Below are 20,334 nucleotides of genomic sequence, written 5' to 3'. Positions count from 1 at the left end.
GCAGTTCTCCGCGCCGTGTCGATCCACGGTGAGGAGATGAATGGTTCTCTACGTTTACCGGTGCCAAACCTGTTGCAGCACCGTCGAAAAGATGCATTCGATGCTGTCCCGACCTGATGTCGTCGAATGCCCGCAATGCATGGGTGAGGCGCGAAGAGCCATCGCGTCCCCACACCTCGGGCGGGCGGGCAGCACCGCGATGGCGCTGCACGACGCCACCCGCGCGACGGCTGACCAGCCAGCCGTGGTCACCGCCCCGCCGCCGGCGCCACGACGGCAAACGATCACCACCAATCCGCTTCACCGCAAGCTCCCACGACCCTGAAGGACCTCTCATGCCCGAGCTGCTGTTTCCCCTCGACTCCACCAAGAAGTTCACTGACCAGCAGGTAACCGGTCACAACCGGTGGCATCCGGACATCCCCGCGGCGGTGACGGTGAAGAAAGGCGACGAGTTTCGCGTCCACTGCCGCGAGTGGTTCGACGGAGCGATCCAAAATGACGACTCCGCCGAGGACATCCTCAACGCGCCGATGAGCAAAGTGCACGCGTTGTCGGGCCCGATCGCCGTCGAAGGCGTGAAGGCGGGAGACCTGCTCATCGTCGACATCCTCGACGTCGGCCCCCTGCCGCAGGAAGACTCCGGACCGCTGGCCGGCCAGGGCTGGGGATACACCGGCATCTTCGCCAAGAGCAACGGCGGCAGCTTCCTCGTCGATCAGTTCCCGGACGCCTACAAAGCGGTGTGGGACTTCTCCGGCGAGAAGGCGACCTCACGCCACGTACCGGGTGTCGAGTTCACCGGCATCACCCACCCCGGGCTGATGGGTACGGCACCGTCACCGGAACTGCTCGGGAAGTGGAACACCCGTGAGGCCGCGCTGATCGCGACCGACCCAGACCGGTTGCCGCCGTTGGCACTTCCGCCGGAACCCACCAATGCGGTTCTCGGCACCCTCACCGGCGACGCATTCGACCGAGCCGCCGCCGAAGCCGCGCGCACCGCGCCGCCCCGAGAAAACGGCGGCAACATGGACATCAAGAACCTGACCCGGGGCAGCCGCGTGTTTCTCCCGGTGTTCGTCGACGGCGGCCACCTCTCGGTCGGCGATCTGCACTTCTCACAGGGCGACGGCGAGATCACCTTCTGCGGCGCCATCGAGATGGGCGGCTTTCTGGACCTGCGGGTCGACGTGATCCCCGGCGGGATGGAGACGTACGGGGTCAGCGAGCATCCGATCTTCATGCCGGGCAACACCCCGCCGCAGTACTCCGAATGGTTGTCGTTCTCCGGCACCTCGGTGACGCTCGAAGGCGAACAGCGCTATCTCGATTCGCAGCTGGCCTACCAGCGGGCGTGCCTGCATGCCATCAACTACCTCACCAAGTTCGGCTACAGCCCCGAACAAGCGTTCCTGTTGCTGGGCGCCGCACCCATCGAGGGCCGCTTCTCGGGTGTGGTCGACATCCCGAACTCATGCGCCACGGTGTACCTACCCACCGCGATCTTCGACTTCCCGATCGTGCCGACCGCGGCAGGACCGGCGCGGATCGACCCGGGTATCGGCGCCCCGCACGCGGCGTCGAGCTGACACCGAACCACTGGTGATACTGTAATCTTTACCGTTGGTATGACCCGCCGGCCGCAGACCAACGGAGGAACCCTTAATGTCGAACGATGTCGCGATCATCGGGGTGGGCCTGCACCCGTTCGGCCGGTTCGAGGGCAAGTCCGCGATGGAGATGGGCGTCGACGCGATCTTCGCCGCCGTCGACGACGCCGGCATTCACTGGAAGGACATCCAGTTCGCGACGGGCGGTAGCTGGACGGTGGCCAACCCCGACGCGATCGTGGGCATGGTGGGGCTGTCGGGCATCCCGTTCACCAATGTCTTCAACGCGTGCGCGACGGCGGCCAGCGCAGCCAAGGTGTGTGCAGACGGAATCCGGTTGGGAGACTATGACATCGGGATCGCGATTGGCCTGGACAAGCATCCGCGCGGCGCGTTCACCGAGGATCCCGCACTTGTCGGGATGCCGAGCTGGTACGCCGAGAACGGCCAGTACCTGACCACTCAGTTCTTCGGCATGAAGGCCAACAAGTACCTGCATGACCATGGCATCTCCCAGCAGACGCTGGCCAAGGTGGCCGCCAAGAACTTCCGCAACGGTGCGCTCAACCCAAATGCGTTCCGCCGCAAGCCGATCCCCGAGGATCAGATCCTCAACTCGGCGATGTTGAACTATCCGCTGACCCAGTACATGTTCTGCGCACCCGATGAAGGCGCCGCGGCCGTGGTCATGTGCCGCGCCGACATCGCCGAGCGGTACACCCCCAAACCGGTGTATCTGCGCGCGGTCGAGGTGCGCACCCGCCGCTACGGCGCCTACGAGGTCAACACCACGTTCGCGCCCGTCGAGGAGGACGTCGCGCCTACTGTGTACGCGGCGCGCGCCGCCTTCGAAAAGGCCGGTGTCGCACCGAGTGACGTCGACGTCATCCAGTTGCAGGACACCGACGCCGGCGCGGAGATCATCCACATGGCCGAGTGCGGGTTCTGCGCCGACGGTGACCAGGAGAAGTTGCTGGCCGACGGCGCCACCGAAATCGGCGGCACGATGCCCGTCAACACCGACGGCGGGCTGATCGCCAACGGTGAGCCGATCGGTGCCTCGGGGCTGCGTCAGATCCATGAACTGGTGCGCCAACTGCGCGGCGAGGCCGGTGATCGCCAGGTGCCCGGCGAACCGAAGGTCGGCTTCGCGCAACTCTATGGCGCTCCGGGTACTGCCGCGGCCACGGTCCTCACCACCTAACCCGCGAGCAGACGCAGAAGGTTGCATTTTCCCGCCGCGACGCAACCATCTGCGTCTGCTCGCGAAGGGAACGGCACCGGCGCTGGTCGCGGTGTAAACCCGCGCGCCGCGGCGCTTCGCGTGGCAGACTTCTGCCCGGACACCGGAGGAAGGGGCCGCATGCCCACCATCACCACACGCGACGGCGTCGACATCTTCTACAAAGATTGGGGCTCGGGCCAGCCGATCGTCTTCAGTCACGGTTGGCCGTTGTCGGCGGACGACTGGGATATCCAGATGCTGTTCTTTTTGCAGCACGGCTACCGCGTCGTCGCCCATGATCGCCGGGGACACGGCCGCTCGGCGCAAGTCGACCACGGACACGACATGGACCACTACGCCGACGATCTGGCCGCGGTGGTCGAGCACCTCGATCTACACGACGCGGTGCACATCGGGCACTCCACCGGCGGCGGCGAGGTGGCGCACTTCCTGGCCAGGCACGGCCAGGGCCGCGCAGCCAAAGCGGTGCTCATCAGCTCGGTACCGCCACTGATGGTGCAGACCGACGCCAACCCGGGCGGGTTACCGAAATCGGTGTTCGACGACCTGCAGGCCCAGCTGGCCGCCAACCGCTCAGAGTTCTACCGCGCACTGCCGTCCGGGCCGTTCTACGGATTCAACCGGCCCGGTGTGGAGCCGTCCGAGGCCATCATCGAGAACTGGTGGCGGCAAGGCATGATGGGCGGCGCGAAGGCGCATTACGACGGCATCGTGGCGTTCTCGCAGACCGACTTCACCGAGGATCTCAAGAAGATCACCATCCCCGTGCTGGTGATGCACGGCGACGACGACCAGATCGTCCCCTACGAGAACTCCGGGCCGTTGTCGGCCAAGCTGTTGCCCAACGGGACCTTGAAGACCTATCCCGGATATCCGCACGGCGCGTTCGTCACCCACGCAGAGACCATCAACGCCGACTTACTGGAGTTCATCCGCTCTTGACATCACCCGGCGCGTCACCGCGCCGATGACCTTGCGGATGCGCGCGGAGATGTACACCGAGACAAGGCCGTTGAACACATCTTCACGAAGCCTGGTCAACGTCGACGACGTGAACCGCCACTGTCCGTCGAACTTCTCGTACGTTTCGTGGTAGTGCCCGTAGCCATGCAGGTTCACCCCCGGGCCGAACCGGACCACATCCTCCAACGCCCACACGCCCCGCGCTGTCGTCGCCGTGATCAACTCGATCTCCGGGGAATGCACCTGATGAACGGTGGCCTGGTTGCGCAGGCTCTTGCGGGTGAACGCGACGAACTCGTCGGCACCCTCGATCACCTTGCCGCCGGCCGGGGAGGTGTCGCTGACGAAATCGTCGGCGAAGAGGTCCCGCCATGCCGCCCAGTCCTTGGTATCCAGCAGCCGGCAATAGCGCGCCTTCAACTGTTTGATCGCTTCGATTTCGAGCGGCGCTTCCGCACTCATGGCCCGTGCTTGCCGTTCTCGCGGTCCACGTAGAACTGTGCGGCCCGCCGTATCGACTCGACGGTCGGCCGTGGCTGCCAGCCCAACTCGCGCGCCGCCTTGCTGTGGTCGGCCGGCGAGGTGGTGTGTAGCAGCCGCACCCCGGTCACGTTGATCGGCAGGTCGCGTCGCAGCAGTCTGGACATGACATCGGCGGCGAAGCCGACGGCGTACATGGCCGCAAGCGGTACGCCGAACCGCGGTGGTTTGGCGCCCACCGCCGTCGCGGCGGTTTGGAGCAACTCCCGCATCGGCATGTAGGTCTGCGAGATGATATAGCGCTCACCGATGCGTCCGCGTTCACCGGCGAGCAGAAACGCCTCGGCGACGTCCTCGATGCCGACGACTTCGGTGGCCACCCCGTTGACGTAGATCGGGATCTTGCCCAGCGCAGCGTATTTCACCATCATGCCCTGGCTGGGCTGCCAGTCGCGTGGCCCGTACGGGTTGGACACGCACATGGCGACCGCGGGCACCTTGCCTTCGGCGGCGTACCGCAACACCATGTCCTCTGCCGCTCGGCGGGATTGGATGTAGGCACCACCCTTGCCATGCCAGTTGAACTCATCGTCCTCGGTGGCGGGGCTGCCGTTGCCCAGCGCGATGGTTCCGATGGTGCTGCAGAACACGAACCGATGCAGGTCGGCGTCAGCGGCGACGTCGAGCACCCGCTGCAGGCTCGTGACGTTGGTCTCGAACAGCGGTGCGGGATCACGTAGGTAGAAGCGCGTGTCGACGATGCAGTAGTACACGACGTCGCGGTCGGCCATCGCGGCGCGCAGCGCCTCCGCGTCGAAAAGGTCGCCGTAGCAACGTTGGACGTCGAGGTCGTCGATGGCCACCGTCGAGCTCGTCTCGCGCAGAAACACCCGGACGTCATCGCCGCGTTCGGCGAGTTTTCGCACGACGTGCGAACCGACGAAGCCGCTGGCGCCCATCACCAGGGCCCGACGGCTGGTGCTCCCAGACGGATCGGTCATGGCGTCTTCTCCTCCCGCGAGGCTCCGGCGAGGGTGCGCAAAGTCGCGAACTTTGTCGGCGTGTCGCCCGCAAACACGCCCGCTCGCCGAAAATGGCGCGCGGCTATTTGGCCGCAGCGTACGCGGGCTTGCCGAGCCCGAGCACGTACTGCGCGATCATATTGCGAAATACCTCCAAGGTGCCGCCGTAGATTCCGACCAGCGGGGCGAACCGATAGACGTACTCGGCCGCGCCGTCATCCGCGGCGCCATCGGTACCGAGCGGCAGGGCCGACGCGCTTCCGAGAATGTCCATCAGATCCGGGGAGATGTCGCGCATCGTCTGGGCCAACGCCACCCGGCCAAAGATGCTCGGCGCCGACAGCGACGCCTCCAATCGGGCCACGCTGCGGCCCAGCCGGTATGCCACCGATCCGTCGTCGAGGAGACGACGGCCGTTGGGGTTCTTTTCGGCCACCTTGGCGGCGGCCTTGTCGACCGCGGCGGCCATGAAACCCGCCTGGTGCATCATGATCGACACGTCCTGCAGACCGTCGGCCGCGGCTTCGACCGCGCCGTGCTCGACGTTGAGCGGTTCGCGCACCACCGTCCAGCCGCCATTGACCTCACCGAGGCGGTACTTGTCGTCGACGCGCACATCGCTGTAGTAGACGATGTTCGTGCGGTCACCGTCGATGGTGCGGATGCCCTGGATCTCGACCCCGGGCGAACCGAGCGGTACCAGGAACATGGTGAGGCTCTTGTGTTTCGGCGCGTCGGGATCGGTGTTGGTGATGAGGAAGACGTACTGGCAGTTGTGCGCGCCGGTGGTGAACATCTTGGAACCGTTTATCACCCACTGGTCGCCGTCGCGCACCGCACGGGTTTTGCACGTCGCGACGTCGGACCCGCCCTCGGGTTCGGTGTAGCCCAGGCAGAGCCGCACGTGTCCGCTGAAGACACCGGGTAACACCTCGGCTTTCAGCTCGGGCGAACCGAACTTCTCCACCGACCGCGCGATCATCGACGTCGTGCCCGACGTCACCCACGGAACATGTGCCCGTCGTTTCTCCAGTTCCCAGATGCGGCGCCGGACCCGGTCGAAGCCGCCTTCGGGTTCCGGCTTCCACTCGCCGGCCAGGTAACCCGCTTCGCCCAGCGCCAGGTGCACGCCTTCGTCGAAGTTGTCCCCGGTTTCGCGGTCGCGGCGGATGACGTCCTCGGTGACGACCTCTTTGAGGAAGGCCCGCGCCTCGTCGAGGAACGACTGTTGATCCTCGGTCAACTGAACCCGAGAGAAATCCATTACTTGGCCTCCCCGCTTTCGCGTGCGGCGACGATGCCGGCGATGTATTTGGCGGTGATGCCGGGGTCACCGCCTGCCAATGCCCAGCCGCGCGCCCGAACGAGATACGCCGTTGCTGCGGCTTCTGCCGAAACACCGAGTCCGCCTTGGACATGCACAGCCATGGTGGCCGCATTGGCCGCCTCCTCAGCCATGAACACGTACACCGACGGCGCGAGCTCCCGGCGCTCATGCGGTTCGTTGTCGAGGAACCACGCTGCCCGCCGGGCCAGGTTGCGACCGGCCTGCACGGTGATCGCGATGTTGGCCAGCGGATGCGAGATCGCCTGCAGGGTCGAGATGGGCACCCCCAACGTGTACCGGGTCTTGGCGAACTCCGCCGCGATGGTCATGGTCTCCTCGACGAGCCCGACCAGCGCCGCGCCGGTCAACAGCCGCCATTCATCGAGGGCACGCTGGTAGGCCGCCAGCGCGTCGGCGCCGCTAGCCAACACCGTCCGGTCGTCGGCGGCCGCCGGGTCGACCCAGGCCATCGGGAGCCGGCCGATGTTGTCGACCTTGGCGGGGCGGGTGTCGAACGTGAGCCGGACGATGTCCTGAGAATCGGGGCCGTCGCGCACGACGATGTGGTCGGCGACGGACCCGCTGGGTACCAGTCGCAGCCCGGATGCGCTGTCGTGCTGCGGGTCCAGCCCCGCCAGTTGGGTGCCGTTGAGGATGTCGGGTTCCAGTGCGTCCAGGCGACCGAGCAACCGTGCCGTGCACACGTGGTCGATCCACGGAACCGGGGCCAGCGATCGGCCGATCTCCTCGGCGACCAATGTCAGGTCGACCAGCGTCGCACCATCACCGCCCGATGCCTCCGGCAGCGCCATCGTGGTCGCGCCCATCGCGCACATCCGCTCCCACAGGCTCTTGTCGAACCCGGAAACCTCAGCGGCCCAAACGGTCTCGATCGAACAATGGGTTTTGAAGAAGTCCTTGTAAGCGGCCTGCAGAGCCTGGTGGTCCTCGGACAGGCTGTAATCGAGCCTGCGGAGTTCAAAGCGGTCCATCGTCAGCTCTCCCGTCCGAAGAAGAATTCCTGAGCATTGTGGTACAGGTAGTTGTCGAGCACCTCGGCGGGCAGGTCGAGGGCCAGCGCCTCCGGGACCAGGCGGCGCATCTTGAGCACCGGCCAGTCCGACGCGTAGATCACCTTGTCGCGTCCGCGGGTGCGCATGTAGTGCAAGAGGCTGTCGGGCAGCCTCTTGGGTGACCATGCCGATGTCATCAGCCGCAGGTTCTGGTACTTGATCAACAGCCGGATCGCGACGTCCCACCACGGGTCAGCGCCATGGATCATGCACAGTTTCAGTTCCGGGAACCGCACGCACACCCGGTCCAGGTGGATCGGGTTCTGTACCTCACCCGGGATGGGCGGGCCGGGGATGCCCGTGTTGATGCACAACGGCAGGTCGAGTTCAGCGCACTTGGTGTACAGCGGGTAGTAGACGGCATCGCTGGGCGGATACTGGCCGTCACCCCAAAAGCTCGGCCCCACAGCGGTGTAGGCGACGGGTAGGTCCTTGACGATCGCCGCGAGTTCTTTCAGCGACGGGATGGGTCGCAGCAGGTTCACCCCGCCCATCGCCAGTGCGAACCGGTCGGGTTCGGCCTCGACGAACTTGCGGGCGGTGGCTGAGGGCTTGGCGATACTGTCCATCAGGATCGCCTTGGTCACGCCCTGCTCGTCCATCTCGTCGATCAGCTCCGACAGGTGGACGGGGGAAAACATCGACTCCGGGCCCTTGAAGTAGTCGTCGCGCACTTTGAGCATCCAGGTCGGCTGCTGCTGGGTCTCCCCGAAGTGCACGTTGACAAGGCAGTCAATCGCTTTCTGGCTCACACGTTCACCTGCTGCGCCACTGTGCTTTTCGCCCACCGATAGTCCGGTTTACCGTTGCCCAGACGTCGGATCTCCTCGACAAAGATGAACTCCTTCGGTGCCTTGAACCGGGCCAACTGCGATGTGCAGTGGTCATGAAGTGCGGTGGTTTCGGTCTCGTCACGGGAAGCGACCAGCGCGACGACTTCTTCGCCCCACCGCTCGCTGGGCCGACCCACCACCAAGGCGTCTTCGACGCCGGGGTGGGCGCGCAGCACCTCCTCGACCTCTTCGACGAACACCTTCTCACCGCCGGTGTTGACGACCAGCGCGTCGCGGCCGAACAACACCAGCGTGCCGTCCGCGGCCAACGACCCCCGGTCTCCGGAGATGACGACCCGCTTACCGGCAACGACGGGAAACGTCTTGCGGGTGGCCTCCGCATCGTCGAAATAGCCCAGCGGTATGCGCCCACCGCGTGCGACGAACCCGACCTCGTCGTCGCCGGGTTCCACAAACCGGCTGTGATCGGCGGACAGCAGCAACGCACCTTCGCGCAGTTCGAAGGTGTCCTTGCGCTCGCCGCGCTGGCTGCGGCCGAAGCCGACGTTGCCGGTCTCCGAGGACCCGTAGCCGTTGATCAAGGTGATCTGCGGCAGCAGCTCCAGCAGCGCCCGTTGGTGTTTGGGGTTGGTCGCCGCTCCCCCGGTGCCGATGGCGAACATCGACGTCAGGTCGTAGGAGCCGCGGCGCAGTTCCTCCACCAACGGGGCGGCGTAGGCGTCGCCGACCATCGTCATCAAGCCGACCTTCTCGCGCTGCGCGGTCTCCAGCACGGCGCGCGGCTCGAATCTCGTTCGGTCGTAGAGGATCACCGGCAGCCCGCTGAGCAGTCCCGCGAACGCGGTCCACATGCCCGCGGCGTGCATCAGCGGCGACACCGCGAACCAGGGCTGACCGCCGTGGCGCACCTTGTCGTGGATCTCGTCGACGGATTCGTGGTCGGCGCCGTTCATCGAGATGACGTAGGTGTCGCCTTGCCGCCACATCACGCCTTTGGGTCTGCCGGTGGTGCCGCCGGTGCAGACCATCATCACGTCGTCGGGTGACGGGTTGATCTGCTGATCGGTATCCCCCTGTGCCAGCGCGTCTACCAGCCGCACCGAACCCGGCAGCGGTGCCGCGTCACTCCCGTCGTCGATGACGATCAGCAGCTGCGCCGAGTCCGGCGGCAGCACGTCGGCGAACTTCGGACCGAACGACTGGTGGTAGATCACGACGCTGGGCCGAAGGTAGTCGAAAAGCTCGGCGACCTCGCGTGGGGCGTAGTTGTAGTTGACGTTCACCGGCACCGTGCGCGCCTTGAGACAGCCGATGACCATGTCGGGATACAGGTCGTTGTGCATCAGCAGCGCAACGCGGTCCTGTCCGCATTCCCAGTTCTGCAGTTCGTCGCGTTCCCGGTGCGCCCCGAACCCGCGGCCCGCAAGGTGGTTCGCGAGCCGCCGCGTGCGCTGTGCGGACTCCCCGAACGTGCTTCGGCGTGCGCCGCAGACCGTCATCAGCCGGTCGGGCACGGTGTCGGCGATGGCGTCGAGCACCGCGCCGATGGTCCACTGCGCCATAGTTTTAGACGCCAGCCCGAACATTCGCCCCGAGCAATTCAAGTGCGTTGTCACGCATGACTTTTCGGGTGTCTTCTGCGCTGAACTCCGGGAACTGCGGGATGTCGGCGGTAAAATCCATGGGATCTGCCAGGCCCTCGCCGTGCGGCCAGTCCGATCCGAAAAGCACCTTGTCCACCCCGATGGTCTCGGCGAGTAGTTTCACGTCGTCTTCGTAGTAGGGCGCGATCCAGACGTTGTTGCGCAGCTGCTCGACCGGGTCTTCCTTGTAGTGGTACGGCGCGGTGTTGGCGGACTTCTTGAGCCGCTTGATCAGTCGGTAGACGAAGTAGGAGCCGTTCTCGATACTGGCCACCTTCAGGTTGGGGTGGCGCGTGAACACCTGGTGCACGATCATCGACGCCAGCGTGTCGTGGATGGCGCGATCATCCATGATCACCATGTCGAGCGGATCACGCTTGCCGAAGCCCTTGAACACGCCGCTACCACCCCACAGCGCGGGGATCGCCATGTATCCGGAGTCCGACAGGTGGAACACCACCGGGACGCCGGCTTCGGCCAGCCGCGCCCACACCGGGTCGTGCATGGGGTCGCCCAGCGAGCGTGGTCGTACCGCCCCGGGCACCGGCGCGGGGCGCACGCAGACGATCTTGGCGTCGCGGCTGAGCACGAATTCGACTTCCTCGACGGCCTTTTCGGGGTCGGCCAGCGAGATGATGGGGGCAGAGAGGATGCGGCCGTCGGGACGGTTGAAGCCCCAGTCCTCGTCCAACCACAGGTTGAAGGCGTGCATCGCCACCATCGTGGCCTCGACGTCGTGCTTGAGGCCTTCCTCCACACCGCAGGCGAAGGTCGGCAGCATGAAGACGGTCTCGAGGTTCTGCTCGTCGAGGATCGCCACCCGCGCGTCGCGGTTCTGGTATTCGGGGTGATCGGCGAGCCGGTCGACTTTCATCAGCGACGCGGGGTCGACACCTTCCGGTATTTCGCCGCGGAACAGCAGGTCCAAGCAGCCCGGTTCGATGATCGGGTCGAACGAAGGGTTGGGGATGAAGTGGTTGACCACACCGCCGAACACCGCCAGGGTCCGCTTGCCGTCCTGCACCATCTGGACACCGCGGCTGCGGAACTCCTTGGGTTGGTGGCGGGTGAACGCGTCCAGCGGTTCGTAGTAGTGGTTGTCGACGTCGATCGCCCGGTAGTCCAGGGTCATCGTCCCTCTCCCTTCAGTGGCGGAAAGTTGGGTGCGCGCTTCTCGAAGAAGCTCGTGATGCCCTCGAGGAAATCGGGCCGTTGCATCGACTCGTGCATCAGCTTTTCCGCGTCATCGCTTGCCTCGAAGACACTGCGCATAGTGTCTGCGTACACCTGTTGCTTGATCACCGCCAGAGAACTCGGCGCACAGTTGGCCGCGATGTCTTCGGCGTAGCCGACAGCGTGCGACAGCAGATCCTCGGGAGCCACGACGCCGCTGACCAGTCCGAGCCGCGCGGCTTCGTCGGCGAGAAACACCCGGCCCGACAACAACAGATCCATCGCGACGCCGTGTCCGACGATGCGCGGAAGTATCCAGGAGATACCGTATTCGGCGATCAACCCGCGTCGCGCAAACGACGTCGTGAACTTGGCGCCGTCGGCGGCGAACCGTACATCGCACGCCAGCGCCAGCGTCAGCCCCATGCCCGCGCATGCGCCGTTGATGGCCGCGACGACGGGTTTGCGCACCGTCATCAGGAAGTGGGGATGGCGTGCGCCGACGAGCTGGCCGACGTCGGTATCCGCTGCGGCGTCGACGGTCGCGGCGCTGATGGACGTCAGATCGCCCATATCGGCGCCCGCGCAGAACGCCCGGCCGCTGCCGGTGACCACGATCGCGCGGACGGCCGGATCGGCCTCGGCGTCGTCGAGCCGGGCATAGAACGTGGAGGCGAGGCCACCGCCCCAGCCGTTCATCCGCTCCGGCCGGTTCAGCGTGAGGACCGCGACGCCGCTGTCACGGACCTCGTAGCGCACCGGCTCGGCCGCGACGGGTTGCGCGACGTGGTCTCCAACGCTCACCCGCACTCCTTCTCAAGCCGTCCGAGCTTGGTGTATGGACATACTGTACATCTATCGGTAGTGCCTTCTGCAAGGTCGGGCCGGTTACGGGTCGACCAGTCCGTACCGTCGATACGCTGCATCGATCTGGGCCTTCGCCTCGGCAGGCAGCTTCGCCTGGGGTGGGCGCGAATGCGGGTACGAACCGATGGGCAGACCCAGCACCGAGGCCGCGTACTTGAACGCTTCTCCCCAGTGGGTGAAGTAGTCGGGGCGGCCGGGATAGCAGGTGAACCAGGAACTCACTTCGCTTTCGAACCGGTCCATCCCGGACTCGCGCGCATAGTCCATCGCCTCGATCAGCTTGCCGTTGACGATCAGGTCCCAGTACGCGGAGAACGGGCGGTGCTGCGGGGTTTCGTACAGGTATGCGGCGGTTCCGAGTTGGGCCGGGCAGACGATACCCTCGCGCAGCCAGCCGGCGCGGTAGACCATCTTGTCGCACTCCCACACCGCAAGGCCGGGCGCCAACTCGTGCAGCATCCGGCTGGCCGCCGGCCGAAACGCGCCTTCCTTGGTTGCGCAGACAGCGGGGATCTCGGCATAGACGCGGGCACTTTCCGCCGGTGTCAGAACGTAGCCCGACGACGGCGAGTTGAACATGCCGAGCGCGATATCGGTGCGCTCGGCGATGTACCGAAAGAACCGCAGCACCCCTTCGCCGCCGTGGGTTTCCATCATCGGCGTCTGGATATAGACGATATCGGCGCCCGCATGCTGCGCATGCAGCGTCAACTCCAGGCAGTCCTTGGCCGACGTCGCGGCGGTGCAGGCTTGCACCACGACATCGGGGTTGACGGTGCGGGCCTCCTCGATGGCCACTTCCAACAGACGTTTTCGCTCGCCGGTGGTCAGCGACCAGAACTCGGCGATCCCGCTGGTGCACCACAGCATCGGATGTCCCAGTTCACCGACGCAGTAGCGCACCAACGTGCGGTAGGCGTCCCAGTCGATGTCGTCACCGTCGGTGCCGCGGAACGGGGTGTAGAGCGAATTACCGATGCCGCGCAACGCTTCTCGCGCCCAGTCGCGCGCCTGGCTGGCAGTCGCCATAGCTCACCTCATTATGTGAAGTCGCTGCCGCCGTCGACGTTGACGTTGGCGCCGGTCATGTAGGAGTTGCGTCTCGACGCGAGAAACGCCACGACGGGGCCGATCTCGTCCGGTCGGCCTGTTCGGGGCAAGTGGGCCGGATGTCCGAAGTGCTCGTCGATGGCGGCCATCAACGCGTACGGATCGTTGCCGTCGACGCCGACGGAGGCCGCCCAGCCCACCAGCGCCTCGGAGGCGATGCTGCCCGGCGACACGACGTTGACCATGATCTCGTCGCGAGCCAACAGCAGCGACAGGTTCTTGGAGACGCTCGTCAGCGCCGCCTTGGCGGCGGTGTAAGCGGGCAGGACCACGCTTTGACGTTGGGTGGAGTGCGCCGAAAAGTTCACTATCCGAGCCCATTCCGCGCTGCGCAACAGTGGAAGCGCGGAGCGTACGCAGTGCACCATGCCCATCAGACCGCCGTCGAACGCGGCGCGCCACTGGTCGTCGGTCAGCTCCTCGAACGCGCCGACCGCGTCGGGGCCGACGGCGTTGATCAGTACGTTGAGCTCGCCGCCCCACCGCCGGCCGACGTCGTCGAACAGCCGCTGCACGGCGTCATCGTCGGTGATGTCGACGACCAACCCCACCGCCTCGGGACTTCCGCACCGGCTCAAGGTGTCAGCGGCCTCGTCGAGCACGGACTTGGTGCGGCCGACGACCGCGACGCGCGCCCCGTCCTCAGCCAGACAACGTGCCGCCGCGAAACCCATGCCGCGTCCGCCGCCGACCACGACGGCGGCTGCGTCCTTCAGACCGAGATCCATGTCGCGGTCAGGTACCGGTCCAGTTCGGCTGGCGCTTCTCGGCGAACGCCAGCGCGCCTTCCTTGGCGTCGTTGGACGTGAAGATCGGGATGATGTGCTCGAGTTGCCTCTGCCACATCTCCTCCTCACTCCACTCCGCCGACTTGACCAGGATCTCCTTGGTGGTGACGACCGCCAGCGGTCCGTTGACGGTGATGCGCTCGGCGAGTTCGATCGCGCCCTCCAGCGCGCCGCCCGGTTCGGTCACCTTGTTGACGAATCCCCACGCCTCGCCCTGCTCGGCGGTGAAACTGTCACCGGTGAGCGCCAGTTCGAGCGCCTTCTGGTATGGAATGCGTCGCGGCAGCCGCAACAGCCCGCCGCCGGCGGCCACCAGGCCACGCTTGACCTCGGGGATGCCGAACTTGGCTTCGCGGGAGGCCACCACCAGATCCGTCGCGAGGACGACCTCGGTGCCGCCGGCCAGCGCGTAGCCCTCGACGGCCGATATCAGCGGTTTACGTGGCGGGCGTTCAGTGAACCCGATGCCCCGACCTGGGATCGCGACCTGCTCACCGGCTGCGAAGGCCTTGAGGTCCATGCCGGCACAGAAGTTGCCGCCCGCGCCGGTCAGCACACCGACCGAGAGGTTGTTGTCGGCGTCGAGTTCGTCGACCGCGTCGGCCAGACCTTGGCTGACCGCCAGGTTGACCGCGTTGCGCGCATCCGGTCGGTTGATCGTGATGACGAGAACACGCCCTCGGCGCTCCGTGCGAATTTCGTCCGACACCCTTGGCCTTTCGGTTCACCAACCCAGCTGGAAAAGCTTACTATAGGTCTTACAGTAGAACAGCGAAATAGCGCTGGGAGCCGCCGACGGGATGGCTCCCGGTAAGGTTGACGGTAACGGCCGAGCAGCGACACACCTGCTAAGACGCAGATCAGCGCAAGCTGCCGGTACATTCAGGTCCACCACCCCACTTTTGGGGGGCTGCGTGCGCGGCTGATTTCCGATGGAGGTGCCCTTCGTGGCAAGGCAGGCGACCGCCGAGAAGCGTCAGCGACGTGAGCGCGGGTCCATCAACCCAGAGGACATCATCAAGGGCGCTTTCGAGCTGGCCGAACAGGTCGGTATCGACAACCTCTCCATGCCGCTGCTCGGCAAGCACCTCGGCGTCGGCGTCACGAGCATCTACTGGTACTTCCGCAAGAAAGACGATCTGCTCAACGCGATGACCGACCGCGCGTTGCGCCAGTACGTCTTTGCGACGCCCTATGTCGAGGCCAAGGACTGGCGTGAGACGTTGCGCAACCACGCGCGCACGATGCGAAAGACGTTCATGGGCAACCCAATTCTGTGCGATCTGATCCTCATCCGGTCCGCGCTGAGCCCCCGCACGGCGAAACTCGGTGTACAAGAGGTCGAGAAGGCGATCGCGAGTTTGGTCGAGGCGGGTCTGTCGCCCGAAGAGGCCTTCGACACCTACTCCGCGGTGTCGGTCCACGTGCGCGGGTCGGTGGTACTGCAGCGGTTGCGCGACAAGAACCGGGCGGCCAACGAAGGGCCCAGCGACATCGAGGAAACCATGTCGATCGATGCGGACAGCACACCGCTGCTGGCCCTGGTGACCGAGAAGGGCCACCACATCGGCGCCGCCGACGAGAAGAACTTCGAGTTCAGCCTCGAGTGCATCCTCGACCACGCCGAGCGGCTGATCGACGCGAACAACGCCAAGCCCGCCAAGAAGAGACGCTAAGCCGGCCGGGTGGTTTCGGTGCGCTAACCATCGCTCAGCGCTGGTTTGCGCACCGAAGTCTAAACTTCGATGACGACCGCGCCGCCCTGGCCGCCGCCCGCGCACATCGCGGCCACCCCGATGCCGCCGCCGCGTCGCTGCAGTTCGTAGACCAGGGTGGTCACCATCCGCGCGCCCGAGGCGGCGATCGGATGGCCGAGGCTGCAACCACTTCCGGAGAAGTTCACCAGTTCTTCGTCGATGCCGTACTCGCGGCACGCCGCGATCGGCACCGAGGCGAACGCCTCGTTGATTTCCCACAGCGCGACGTCGGACGGCTTCAGGCCGGCCCGGTCGAGCACCTTGCCGATGACCTTGACCGCGCCGAGCCCACAGTCGCGCGGTGCGACACCCGCTGCGGCCCAAGCTTTCACGGTCGCCATCTTGGTCAGGTTCTCGGCGTCGGCAAAGGCGCTGTCGACCAATGCCACCGCCGCGGCGGCGTCGTTGGTGCCACTGCTGTTGCCCGCGGTGATCGAGAAGCCCTCGATCTCGGGGTGCAGCACCTTCAACCCGGCCAACTTCTCCACGGTGGTGTCGCGGCGCGGGTGCTCGTCGACGCTGAACTCGATCACCGATCCGTCGAACTGCTGCACCTTCAGCGGCACGATCTCATCGACGAACTTGCCAGCGTCGATCGCGGCGATCGCACGCTGATGCGACCGCGCGGCCCACGCGTCCATCTCCTCGCGGGTGATGCCGACCGACTGCGCGGTGTTCCAGCCAACGGTGATCGACATGTCTTTGCACGGCGCGTCGGGCGTCTCGACGTGCGTCGGCGGCATCCACCGCTCCTCGAACTTCAGCTCAGGTCCCGGGATGCGCTGGTTGGTCAGCGGCGTCATCGACAGCGACTGCACCCCACCGGCGATCAGCGCGCGCTCCATCCCCGACCCGATCTGGGCGGCGGCGTTGCCGATCGCGGTGAGGCTGCCCGCGCAATGCCGGTTCACCGACTGGCCGGGGACGTGGTCCATGCCCGTCGCGGTAGCCGCATAGCGAGCCAGATCGCCTCCCCCGTAATGGGATTCGGCGAAAATGATGTCATCGACGTTCTTGGGATCGATTTCGGAGCGACGCACCACCTCGGGCAACACCGTCGTGATCAGCGTCTCGGGTGGGGTGTTGACCAGGGTCCCCTTGAACGAGCGACCGATCGCTGTCCTGGCGGCACCGACAATGACGGGTGTGGGCATGTGAAAATCCTCGCGCTGGATGTTGACGGCTTTACAAAAATAGTAGCTTATGTATCACGACCGGTAGGTCGGGGTGGTGTTCAGGGTTCCGGTACCTGGAAGTGCTCGTCACGCAGCCGGAAGGCCTCCTTGGTGCCGTGCTGAGCACGGGTCTTGACGAAGTTGAACTCACCCGGCGCGAACTGCAGGTTCGTGCCGTAGGCGTGGAAGAGATAGCTCGCGACTTCCTCCCCGGCATACGCCTGGCTCTGCTCGACGAGGCGAAACGCCTCTTTGGCGATGACGACGCCGTCCGCGGGCATCTTGGCGACTTTCTCCGCCCAGTACCGGGCCCGCGCTTGTACCTTTTCCGGCGCGCAGGTGTCGGTGAAGACGCCGAGGTGCTCGATGGTGCCGGCCTCGATGATGTCGCCGGTCAACAGCAGTCGGCGGGCCAGCACCGGGCCGAGCCGGTGAAAGAACATGTGCAGGCTGCCCAGCGCAGGCCCGAGGAACCGGGTGGCGGGCATGCCGATCTTGGCGTCGGCGGCGATGACGGCGATGTCGGCCATCAGCGCCATCTCGAAGCCGCCGCCGAGCGCGTAGCCGTTGACCTCGGCGACCGTCACCTTCGGAAAGCCCATCAGGTTGTGGTAGAAGCCAAAAGACTTGCGGTCCACCGCCAACCGGCGGCGTTGGCTGGGTCTGCCCTTGGCAGGCGCCTTCTCGCCGCCGTCGGCCTTGCCGTACCAACCGTAGGCGTTGTTCATATCGGCGCCGGTGGAGAACACGCCGTCGGCGCCGCGCAGCACCACGACGACGACGTCGTCGTCCTCGGCCACTTGATCCAGGCAGCGCCCGACCGTCTCGCGCATCGCCGCGTCATAGGAGTTGCGCTGCGACGGATTGTTCAACGTGATGGTCGCGATCCGCTTGTCGTGCTCGACGTCGAACAGGACGCGGTCGTCGCCGGTGGTCGTCATCGTGGTTCCCTTACTGTTCGGCGTTCGAGATCATTTTGGCGTCGATGGTCTTGTCAGTGCCTGCGGCCAAGGTGTTGCGCCTCGCGGCAGCAAGGTGGCTCTGCGCCAGCCGCACCGCACGCGCTTCGTTGCCGTCGGCGATGGCCTCCAGCAGCCGCTGGTGGTCGCGCAGGGCAGCGCGCATGGTCTTGCGGTTCATCGGATCGGCGGGACTGGCCTCATCGCTCCATACCGACGACTCGTGAGCCGACCAGATCAGCTCGAGTGAGCCGATGACGAGGATCATCGGCTCGTTACCGCAACGCGACACGATCTCCTCGTGAAACCGTCTGGCGTTGGGCACATACCGTGACGGGTTGTCGAATTCTTCTGTCTGCGTGCGGATCGCCCCTTCGAGGTACGGCACGACTTCGGTGTCGCGGTCTGCACGGGCCGCGCACATCCCCGCGCAGATGGGTTCCAGCTGCTGCAACGCGCCGCTGACGTCGGCCGGTGTGGCCGAACGCGTTTGCAGCACCATGCTGATCATGTGCGCGGTGCGTTCGGCCGACGGCAGATGAACGACTGCGCCGCCGACGTTTCCGCGGCGCACCGAGATCAGCCCGTCGGTTTCGAGTAGGTGGATCGCCTCACGCAGGGCGGGTGGGCTGACCCCGAACTCGGCCAGCAGGCTGTCCTGCGACGGCAGCACGTCGCCTTCCTTGATCCGGCCCGACAGGATGTCGTCGCGCAACCGCTCGGCCACGATCTCGGCGACGCGGGGCGAACGGATGCGCTGCACGCTGGTCATGGCCGCGTTGCTCGCCGTTTGCCGAACTCCACCACCGACAGCCGGTCCGGTGCGATGGCCACCGTGCTGAACTCCCCGATACAGAGCACCTCGTCCCCGCTCAGCAGCCGTGCCGTCGAGGTGACGCGGCCCTCGGATTCGGTGCGGGTTACGTCGAAGCGCAACTCGGACAGGATCGGCGTGGGCCTGCGGAACGTCACCGCCAGCGACCGCGTCTTGCCGGTGCGCCGCGCGGCACAGCTCTGATGCTGCGTGATGCAGTCGAAGAAGACAGCCAGGTAGCCGCCGTGCACCAAGCCCGGCGGGCCCTCGAACACGACGGGGAAAGTGACTCGGCCAGAGGCGTTCTCGTCGTCGAGGTGGTCGAAGGTGTACTCGGGAAAGCACGGGTTGTATGCGCCGATGTCGAAGGCGTGGTCGAGGTAGACCCGCTGGTTCTCGTCGCCGTCGGGACCCATCCGCGGCGTAGGGTCGGGCGGCACCGCGGCGCCCAACTCGGTTTCCCACTCGGCGATCTGGGTGAGCATGGCATCGACGGTCGGGTGATCGTGTTCCAGCGACAGCAACAGTCCGCTCATCCGCCGAATGGCGCCGGCGGCAGCGACGGTCTGCGGCAGCGGCTGCTCGCCGTATCGGGGCCTGTCCGGTGCCATCGGTCCCCTTCCGCCGACCGGCCTTTCCTTGCTAACTTGTACAAGATAGCAATACTGTATGTCTAACCGTAGAGGTTCAGGATGGGCGGATTCAACTGTGGGTGACGCGGCCGACGGCGTGGTGAGCACGGCGCGCGACGACGCGATCCTGCGTATCACCCTGGACCGGCCGTCGCGCCGTAACTCGTTGAGCCGTCCGATGATCGACACGTTCGTCACGGCCCTCACCGACGCCGCCACCGACGACTCGCTGCGCGCGATCCACATCGCCGGCGCGGGATCGGACTTCTGCAGCGGGATGGACTGGGTCGCCACCAACTCCGCCGGTCAACGGCCACGCACCGGCGATCTGGTGCGCCGCATCCCCCTCACCGGCAACCGGGTCGTCGAGCTGATCCACACCATCGCGCTTCCGGTGGTGTGCAGCGTGCGCGGCTGGGCGGTCGGGCTCGGCTGCAACCTCGCGCTGGCCGCCGACTTTACGGTCGCCAGCGATGATGCGCTCTTCTGGGAGCCGTTCATCGGCAGAGGATTCAGCCCGGACTCCGGCTCCAGCTGGCTGCTGCCACGGTTGGTCGGGTTGACCCGCGCCAAGCAGATGCTGCTTCTCGGGGAGAAGGTCGACGCCGGCCGGGCCGCCGAGTGGGGGCTGATCCACCGTGCGGTCGCCGATTCCGAGGTGGATGCGGTCAGCGAGGATCTGCTGTCTCGGTTGGCCTCCGGGCCCACCGTGGCGATCGGCCTTGCCAAACAGGCGATCGCCTACGGGCAGCACGCCACCCTGACCCAGACCATGAATCAGGAGCTCTATAACGTAGAGTTATCCTGTCGGACAACGGATTTCAAAGAAAGCCTGGCGGCGTTCCGCGACAAGCGCCCGCCGGATTTCCAGGGGCGCTGAACGGATAGGGAGTCGAGC

Annotated in this window: 21 protein-coding genes; 6 read left to right on the top strand and 15 right to left on the bottom strand. The window is 65.9% G+C overall.

Features of this window, described 5'->3' with window-relative positions:
• Window positions 1-40 precede the first annotated feature (40 nt).
• From ABQF13_RS23955 to ABQF13_RS23940, 4 genes are all read left to right on the top strand, one after another.
• Window positions 41-325 (top strand): FmdB family zinc ribbon protein, encoded by a 285-nt coding sequence (locus tag ABQF13_RS23955; RefSeq protein WP_448395294.1) that lies wholly within the window; start codon window positions 41-43, stop codon window positions 323-325.
• 10 nt (window positions 326-335) lie between these two features.
• The gene (gene fmdA, locus ABQF13_RS23950; RefSeq protein ID WP_448395293.1) at window positions 336-1,592 is read left to right on the top strand and encodes a formamidase; all 1,257 of its coding nucleotides are present in this window, start codon (window positions 336-338) and stop codon (window positions 1,590-1,592) included.
• Window positions 1,593-1,668: 76 nt separating this feature from the next.
• Window positions 1,669-2,817 carry a thiolase family protein gene (locus tag ABQF13_RS23945; RefSeq protein WP_448395292.1) on the top strand — a complete coding sequence of 383 codons (1,149 nt, stop codon included), beginning with the start codon at window positions 1,669-1,671 and terminating at the stop codon, window positions 2,815-2,817.
• 159 nt (window positions 2,818-2,976) lie between these two features.
• Entirely contained in the window at window positions 2,977-3,801 is an 825-nt protein-coding gene (locus tag ABQF13_RS23940; RefSeq protein WP_448395291.1) for an alpha/beta fold hydrolase, read from the top strand.
• Here ABQF13_RS23940 and ABQF13_RS23935 read toward each other — a convergent pair.
• From ABQF13_RS23935 to ABQF13_RS23885, 11 genes are all read right to left on the bottom strand, one after another.
• On the bottom strand, window positions 3,778-4,284 hold the full coding sequence (locus ABQF13_RS23935; protein ID WP_448395290.1) for a nuclear transport factor 2 family protein: 507 nt from the start codon (window positions 4,282-4,284) through the stop codon (window positions 3,778-3,780). The two genes, ABQF13_RS23940 and ABQF13_RS23935, sit on opposite strands and share 24 nt — an antisense overlap.
• On the bottom strand, window positions 4,281-5,303 hold the full coding sequence (locus tag ABQF13_RS23930) for an NAD-dependent epimerase/dehydratase family protein (protein ID WP_448395289.1): 1,023 nt from the start codon (window positions 5,301-5,303) through the stop codon (window positions 4,281-4,283). The genes ABQF13_RS23935 and ABQF13_RS23930 overlap by 4 nt, the downstream gene beginning before the upstream one ends.
• A 103-nt stretch (window positions 5,304-5,406) precedes the next feature.
• Entirely contained in the window at window positions 5,407-6,588 is a 1,182-nt protein-coding gene (locus ABQF13_RS23925; RefSeq protein ID WP_448395288.1) for an acyl-CoA dehydrogenase family protein, read from the bottom strand.
• Complete coding sequence (locus ABQF13_RS23920; RefSeq protein WP_448395287.1) at window positions 6,588-7,643, bottom strand: acyl-CoA dehydrogenase family protein; 1,056 nt, start codon at window positions 7,641-7,643, stop codon at window positions 6,588-6,590. The genes ABQF13_RS23925 and ABQF13_RS23920 overlap by 1 nt, the downstream gene beginning before the upstream one ends.
• Window positions 7,644-7,645: 2 nt before the next feature.
• A complete protein-coding gene (locus tag ABQF13_RS23915; protein ID WP_448395286.1) occupies window positions 7,646-8,476 on the bottom strand; it encodes an amidohydrolase family protein in 831 nt (276 codons plus the stop codon).
• Entirely contained in the window at window positions 8,473-10,080 is a 1,608-nt protein-coding gene (locus tag ABQF13_RS23910; protein WP_448395285.1) for an acyl-CoA synthetase, read from the bottom strand. The genes ABQF13_RS23915 and ABQF13_RS23910 overlap by 4 nt, the downstream gene beginning before the upstream one ends.
• Window positions 10,081-10,084: 4 nt before the next feature.
• Window positions 10,085-11,293, bottom strand: coding sequence for an amidohydrolase family protein (locus tag ABQF13_RS23905; protein WP_448395284.1), 1,209 nt, complete (start codon window positions 11,291-11,293; stop codon window positions 10,085-10,087).
• The gene (locus tag ABQF13_RS23900) at window positions 11,290-12,138 is read right to left on the bottom strand and encodes an enoyl-CoA hydratase (protein WP_448395283.1); all 849 of its coding nucleotides are present in this window, start codon (window positions 12,136-12,138) and stop codon (window positions 11,290-11,292) included. The genes ABQF13_RS23905 and ABQF13_RS23900 overlap by 4 nt, the downstream gene beginning before the upstream one ends.
• Window positions 12,139-12,222: 84 nt before the next feature.
• Window positions 12,223-13,230 (bottom strand): dihydrodipicolinate synthase family protein, encoded by a 1,008-nt coding sequence (locus tag ABQF13_RS23895; RefSeq protein WP_448395282.1) that lies wholly within the window; start codon window positions 13,228-13,230, stop codon window positions 12,223-12,225.
• A gap of 11 nt (window positions 13,231-13,241) precedes the next feature.
• Window positions 13,242-14,039, bottom strand: coding sequence for an SDR family NAD(P)-dependent oxidoreductase (locus ABQF13_RS23890; protein ID WP_448395281.1), 798 nt, complete (start codon window positions 14,037-14,039; stop codon window positions 13,242-13,244).
• A gap of 7 nt (window positions 14,040-14,046) precedes the next feature.
• Window positions 14,047-14,808 carry a crotonase/enoyl-CoA hydratase family protein gene (locus ABQF13_RS23885; protein ID WP_448395280.1) on the bottom strand — a complete coding sequence of 254 codons (762 nt, stop codon included), beginning with the start codon at window positions 14,806-14,808 and terminating at the stop codon, window positions 14,047-14,049.
• Window positions 14,809-15,046: 238 nt separating this feature from the next.
• Between ABQF13_RS23885 and ABQF13_RS23880 the strand changes: the two genes are divergently transcribed.
• A complete protein-coding gene (locus ABQF13_RS23880) occupies window positions 15,047-15,775 on the top strand; it encodes a TetR/AcrR family transcriptional regulator (RefSeq protein ID WP_448395279.1) in 729 nt (242 codons plus the stop codon).
• A 59-nt stretch (window positions 15,776-15,834) separates the two neighbouring features.
• On the opposite strand, the gene ABQF13_RS23875 is transcribed toward ABQF13_RS23880, so the two are convergent.
• The 4 genes from ABQF13_RS23875 to ABQF13_RS23860 form a co-directional block, all read right to left on the bottom strand.
• Window positions 15,835-17,010 (bottom strand): thiolase family protein, encoded by a 1,176-nt coding sequence (locus ABQF13_RS23875; RefSeq protein ID WP_448395278.1) that lies wholly within the window; start codon window positions 17,008-17,010, stop codon window positions 15,835-15,837.
• An 80-nt stretch (window positions 17,011-17,090) separates the two neighbouring features.
• Entirely contained in the window at window positions 17,091-17,972 is an 882-nt protein-coding gene (locus tag ABQF13_RS23870; RefSeq protein ID WP_448395277.1) for an enoyl-CoA hydratase/isomerase family protein, read from the bottom strand.
• A gap of 10 nt (window positions 17,973-17,982) precedes the next feature.
• Window positions 17,983-18,762 carry a FadR/GntR family transcriptional regulator gene (locus ABQF13_RS23865; protein WP_448395276.1) on the bottom strand — a complete coding sequence of 260 codons (780 nt, stop codon included), beginning with the start codon at window positions 18,760-18,762 and terminating at the stop codon, window positions 17,983-17,985.
• Window positions 18,759-19,415, bottom strand: a complete 657-nt coding sequence (locus ABQF13_RS23860) for a hotdog family protein (RefSeq protein ID WP_448395275.1) — start codon at window positions 19,413-19,415, stop codon at window positions 18,759-18,761. The genes ABQF13_RS23865 and ABQF13_RS23860 overlap by 4 nt, the downstream gene beginning before the upstream one ends.
• A gap of 97 nt (window positions 19,416-19,512) precedes the next feature.
• On the opposite strand from ABQF13_RS23860, the gene ABQF13_RS23855 reads away from it, so the two are divergent.
• Window positions 19,513-20,316, top strand: coding sequence for an enoyl-CoA hydratase/isomerase family protein (locus ABQF13_RS23855; protein ID WP_448395274.1), 804 nt, complete (start codon window positions 19,513-19,515; stop codon window positions 20,314-20,316).
• The last annotated feature ends 18 nt before the right edge of the window (window positions 20,317-20,334 follow it).

It is taken from the genome of Mycolicibacterium sp. XJ879 (assembly GCF_053483935.1).
This window is presented reverse-complemented; position numbering and strand designations above follow the sequence as displayed.

Coding starts and splice junctions, on each gene's coding strand:
- ABQF13_RS23925 (WP_448395288.1), bottom strand. CDS start 6,588: ATGGATTTCTCTCGGGTTCAGTTGACCGAGGATCAACAGTCGTTCCTC.
- ABQF13_RS23875 (WP_448395278.1), bottom strand. CDS start 17,010: ATGCCCACACCCGTCATTGTCGGTGCCGCCAGGACAGCGATCGGTCGC.
- ABQF13_RS23910 (WP_448395285.1), bottom strand. CDS start 10,080: ATGGCGCAGTGGACCATCGGCGCGGTGCTCGACGCCATCGCCGACACC.
- ABQF13_RS23940 (WP_448395291.1), top strand. CDS start 2,977: ATGCCCACCATCACCACACGCGACGGCGTCGACATCTTCTACAAAGAT.
- ABQF13_RS23895 (WP_448395282.1), bottom strand. CDS start 13,230: ATGGCGACTGCCAGCCAGGCGCGCGACTGGGCGCGAGAAGCGTTGCGC.
- ABQF13_RS23865 (WP_448395276.1), bottom strand. CDS start 18,762: ATGACCAGCGTGCAGCGCATCCGTTCGCCCCGCGTCGCCGAGATCGTG.
- ABQF13_RS23860 (WP_448395275.1), bottom strand. CDS start 19,415: ATGGCACCGGACAGGCCCCGATACGGCGAGCAGCCGCTGCCGCAGACC.
- ABQF13_RS23935 (WP_448395290.1), bottom strand. CDS start 4,284: ATGAGTGCGGAAGCGCCGCTCGAAATCGAAGCGATCAAACAGTTGAAG.
- ABQF13_RS23905 (WP_448395284.1), bottom strand. CDS start 11,293: ATGACCCTGGACTACCGGGCGATCGACGTCGACAACCACTACTACGAA.
- fmdA (WP_448395293.1), top strand. CDS start 336: ATGCCCGAGCTGCTGTTTCCCCTCGACTCCACCAAGAAGTTCACTGAC.
- ABQF13_RS23945 (WP_448395292.1), top strand. CDS start 1,669: ATGTCGAACGATGTCGCGATCATCGGGGTGGGCCTGCACCCGTTCGGC.
- ABQF13_RS23890 (WP_448395281.1), bottom strand. CDS start 14,039: ATGGATCTCGGTCTGAAGGACGCAGCCGCCGTCGTGGTCGGCGGCGGA.
- ABQF13_RS23955 (WP_448395294.1), top strand. CDS start 41: ATGGTTCTCTACGTTTACCGGTGCCAAACCTGTTGCAGCACCGTCGAA.
- ABQF13_RS23930 (WP_448395289.1), bottom strand. CDS start 5,303: ATGACCGATCCGTCTGGGAGCACCAGCCGTCGGGCCCTGGTGATGGGC.
- ABQF13_RS23920 (WP_448395287.1), bottom strand. CDS start 7,643: ATGGACCGCTTTGAACTCCGCAGGCTCGATTACAGCCTGTCCGAGGAC.
- ABQF13_RS23870 (WP_448395277.1), bottom strand. CDS start 17,972: ATGACGACCACCGGCGACGACCGCGTCCTGTTCGACGTCGAGCACGAC.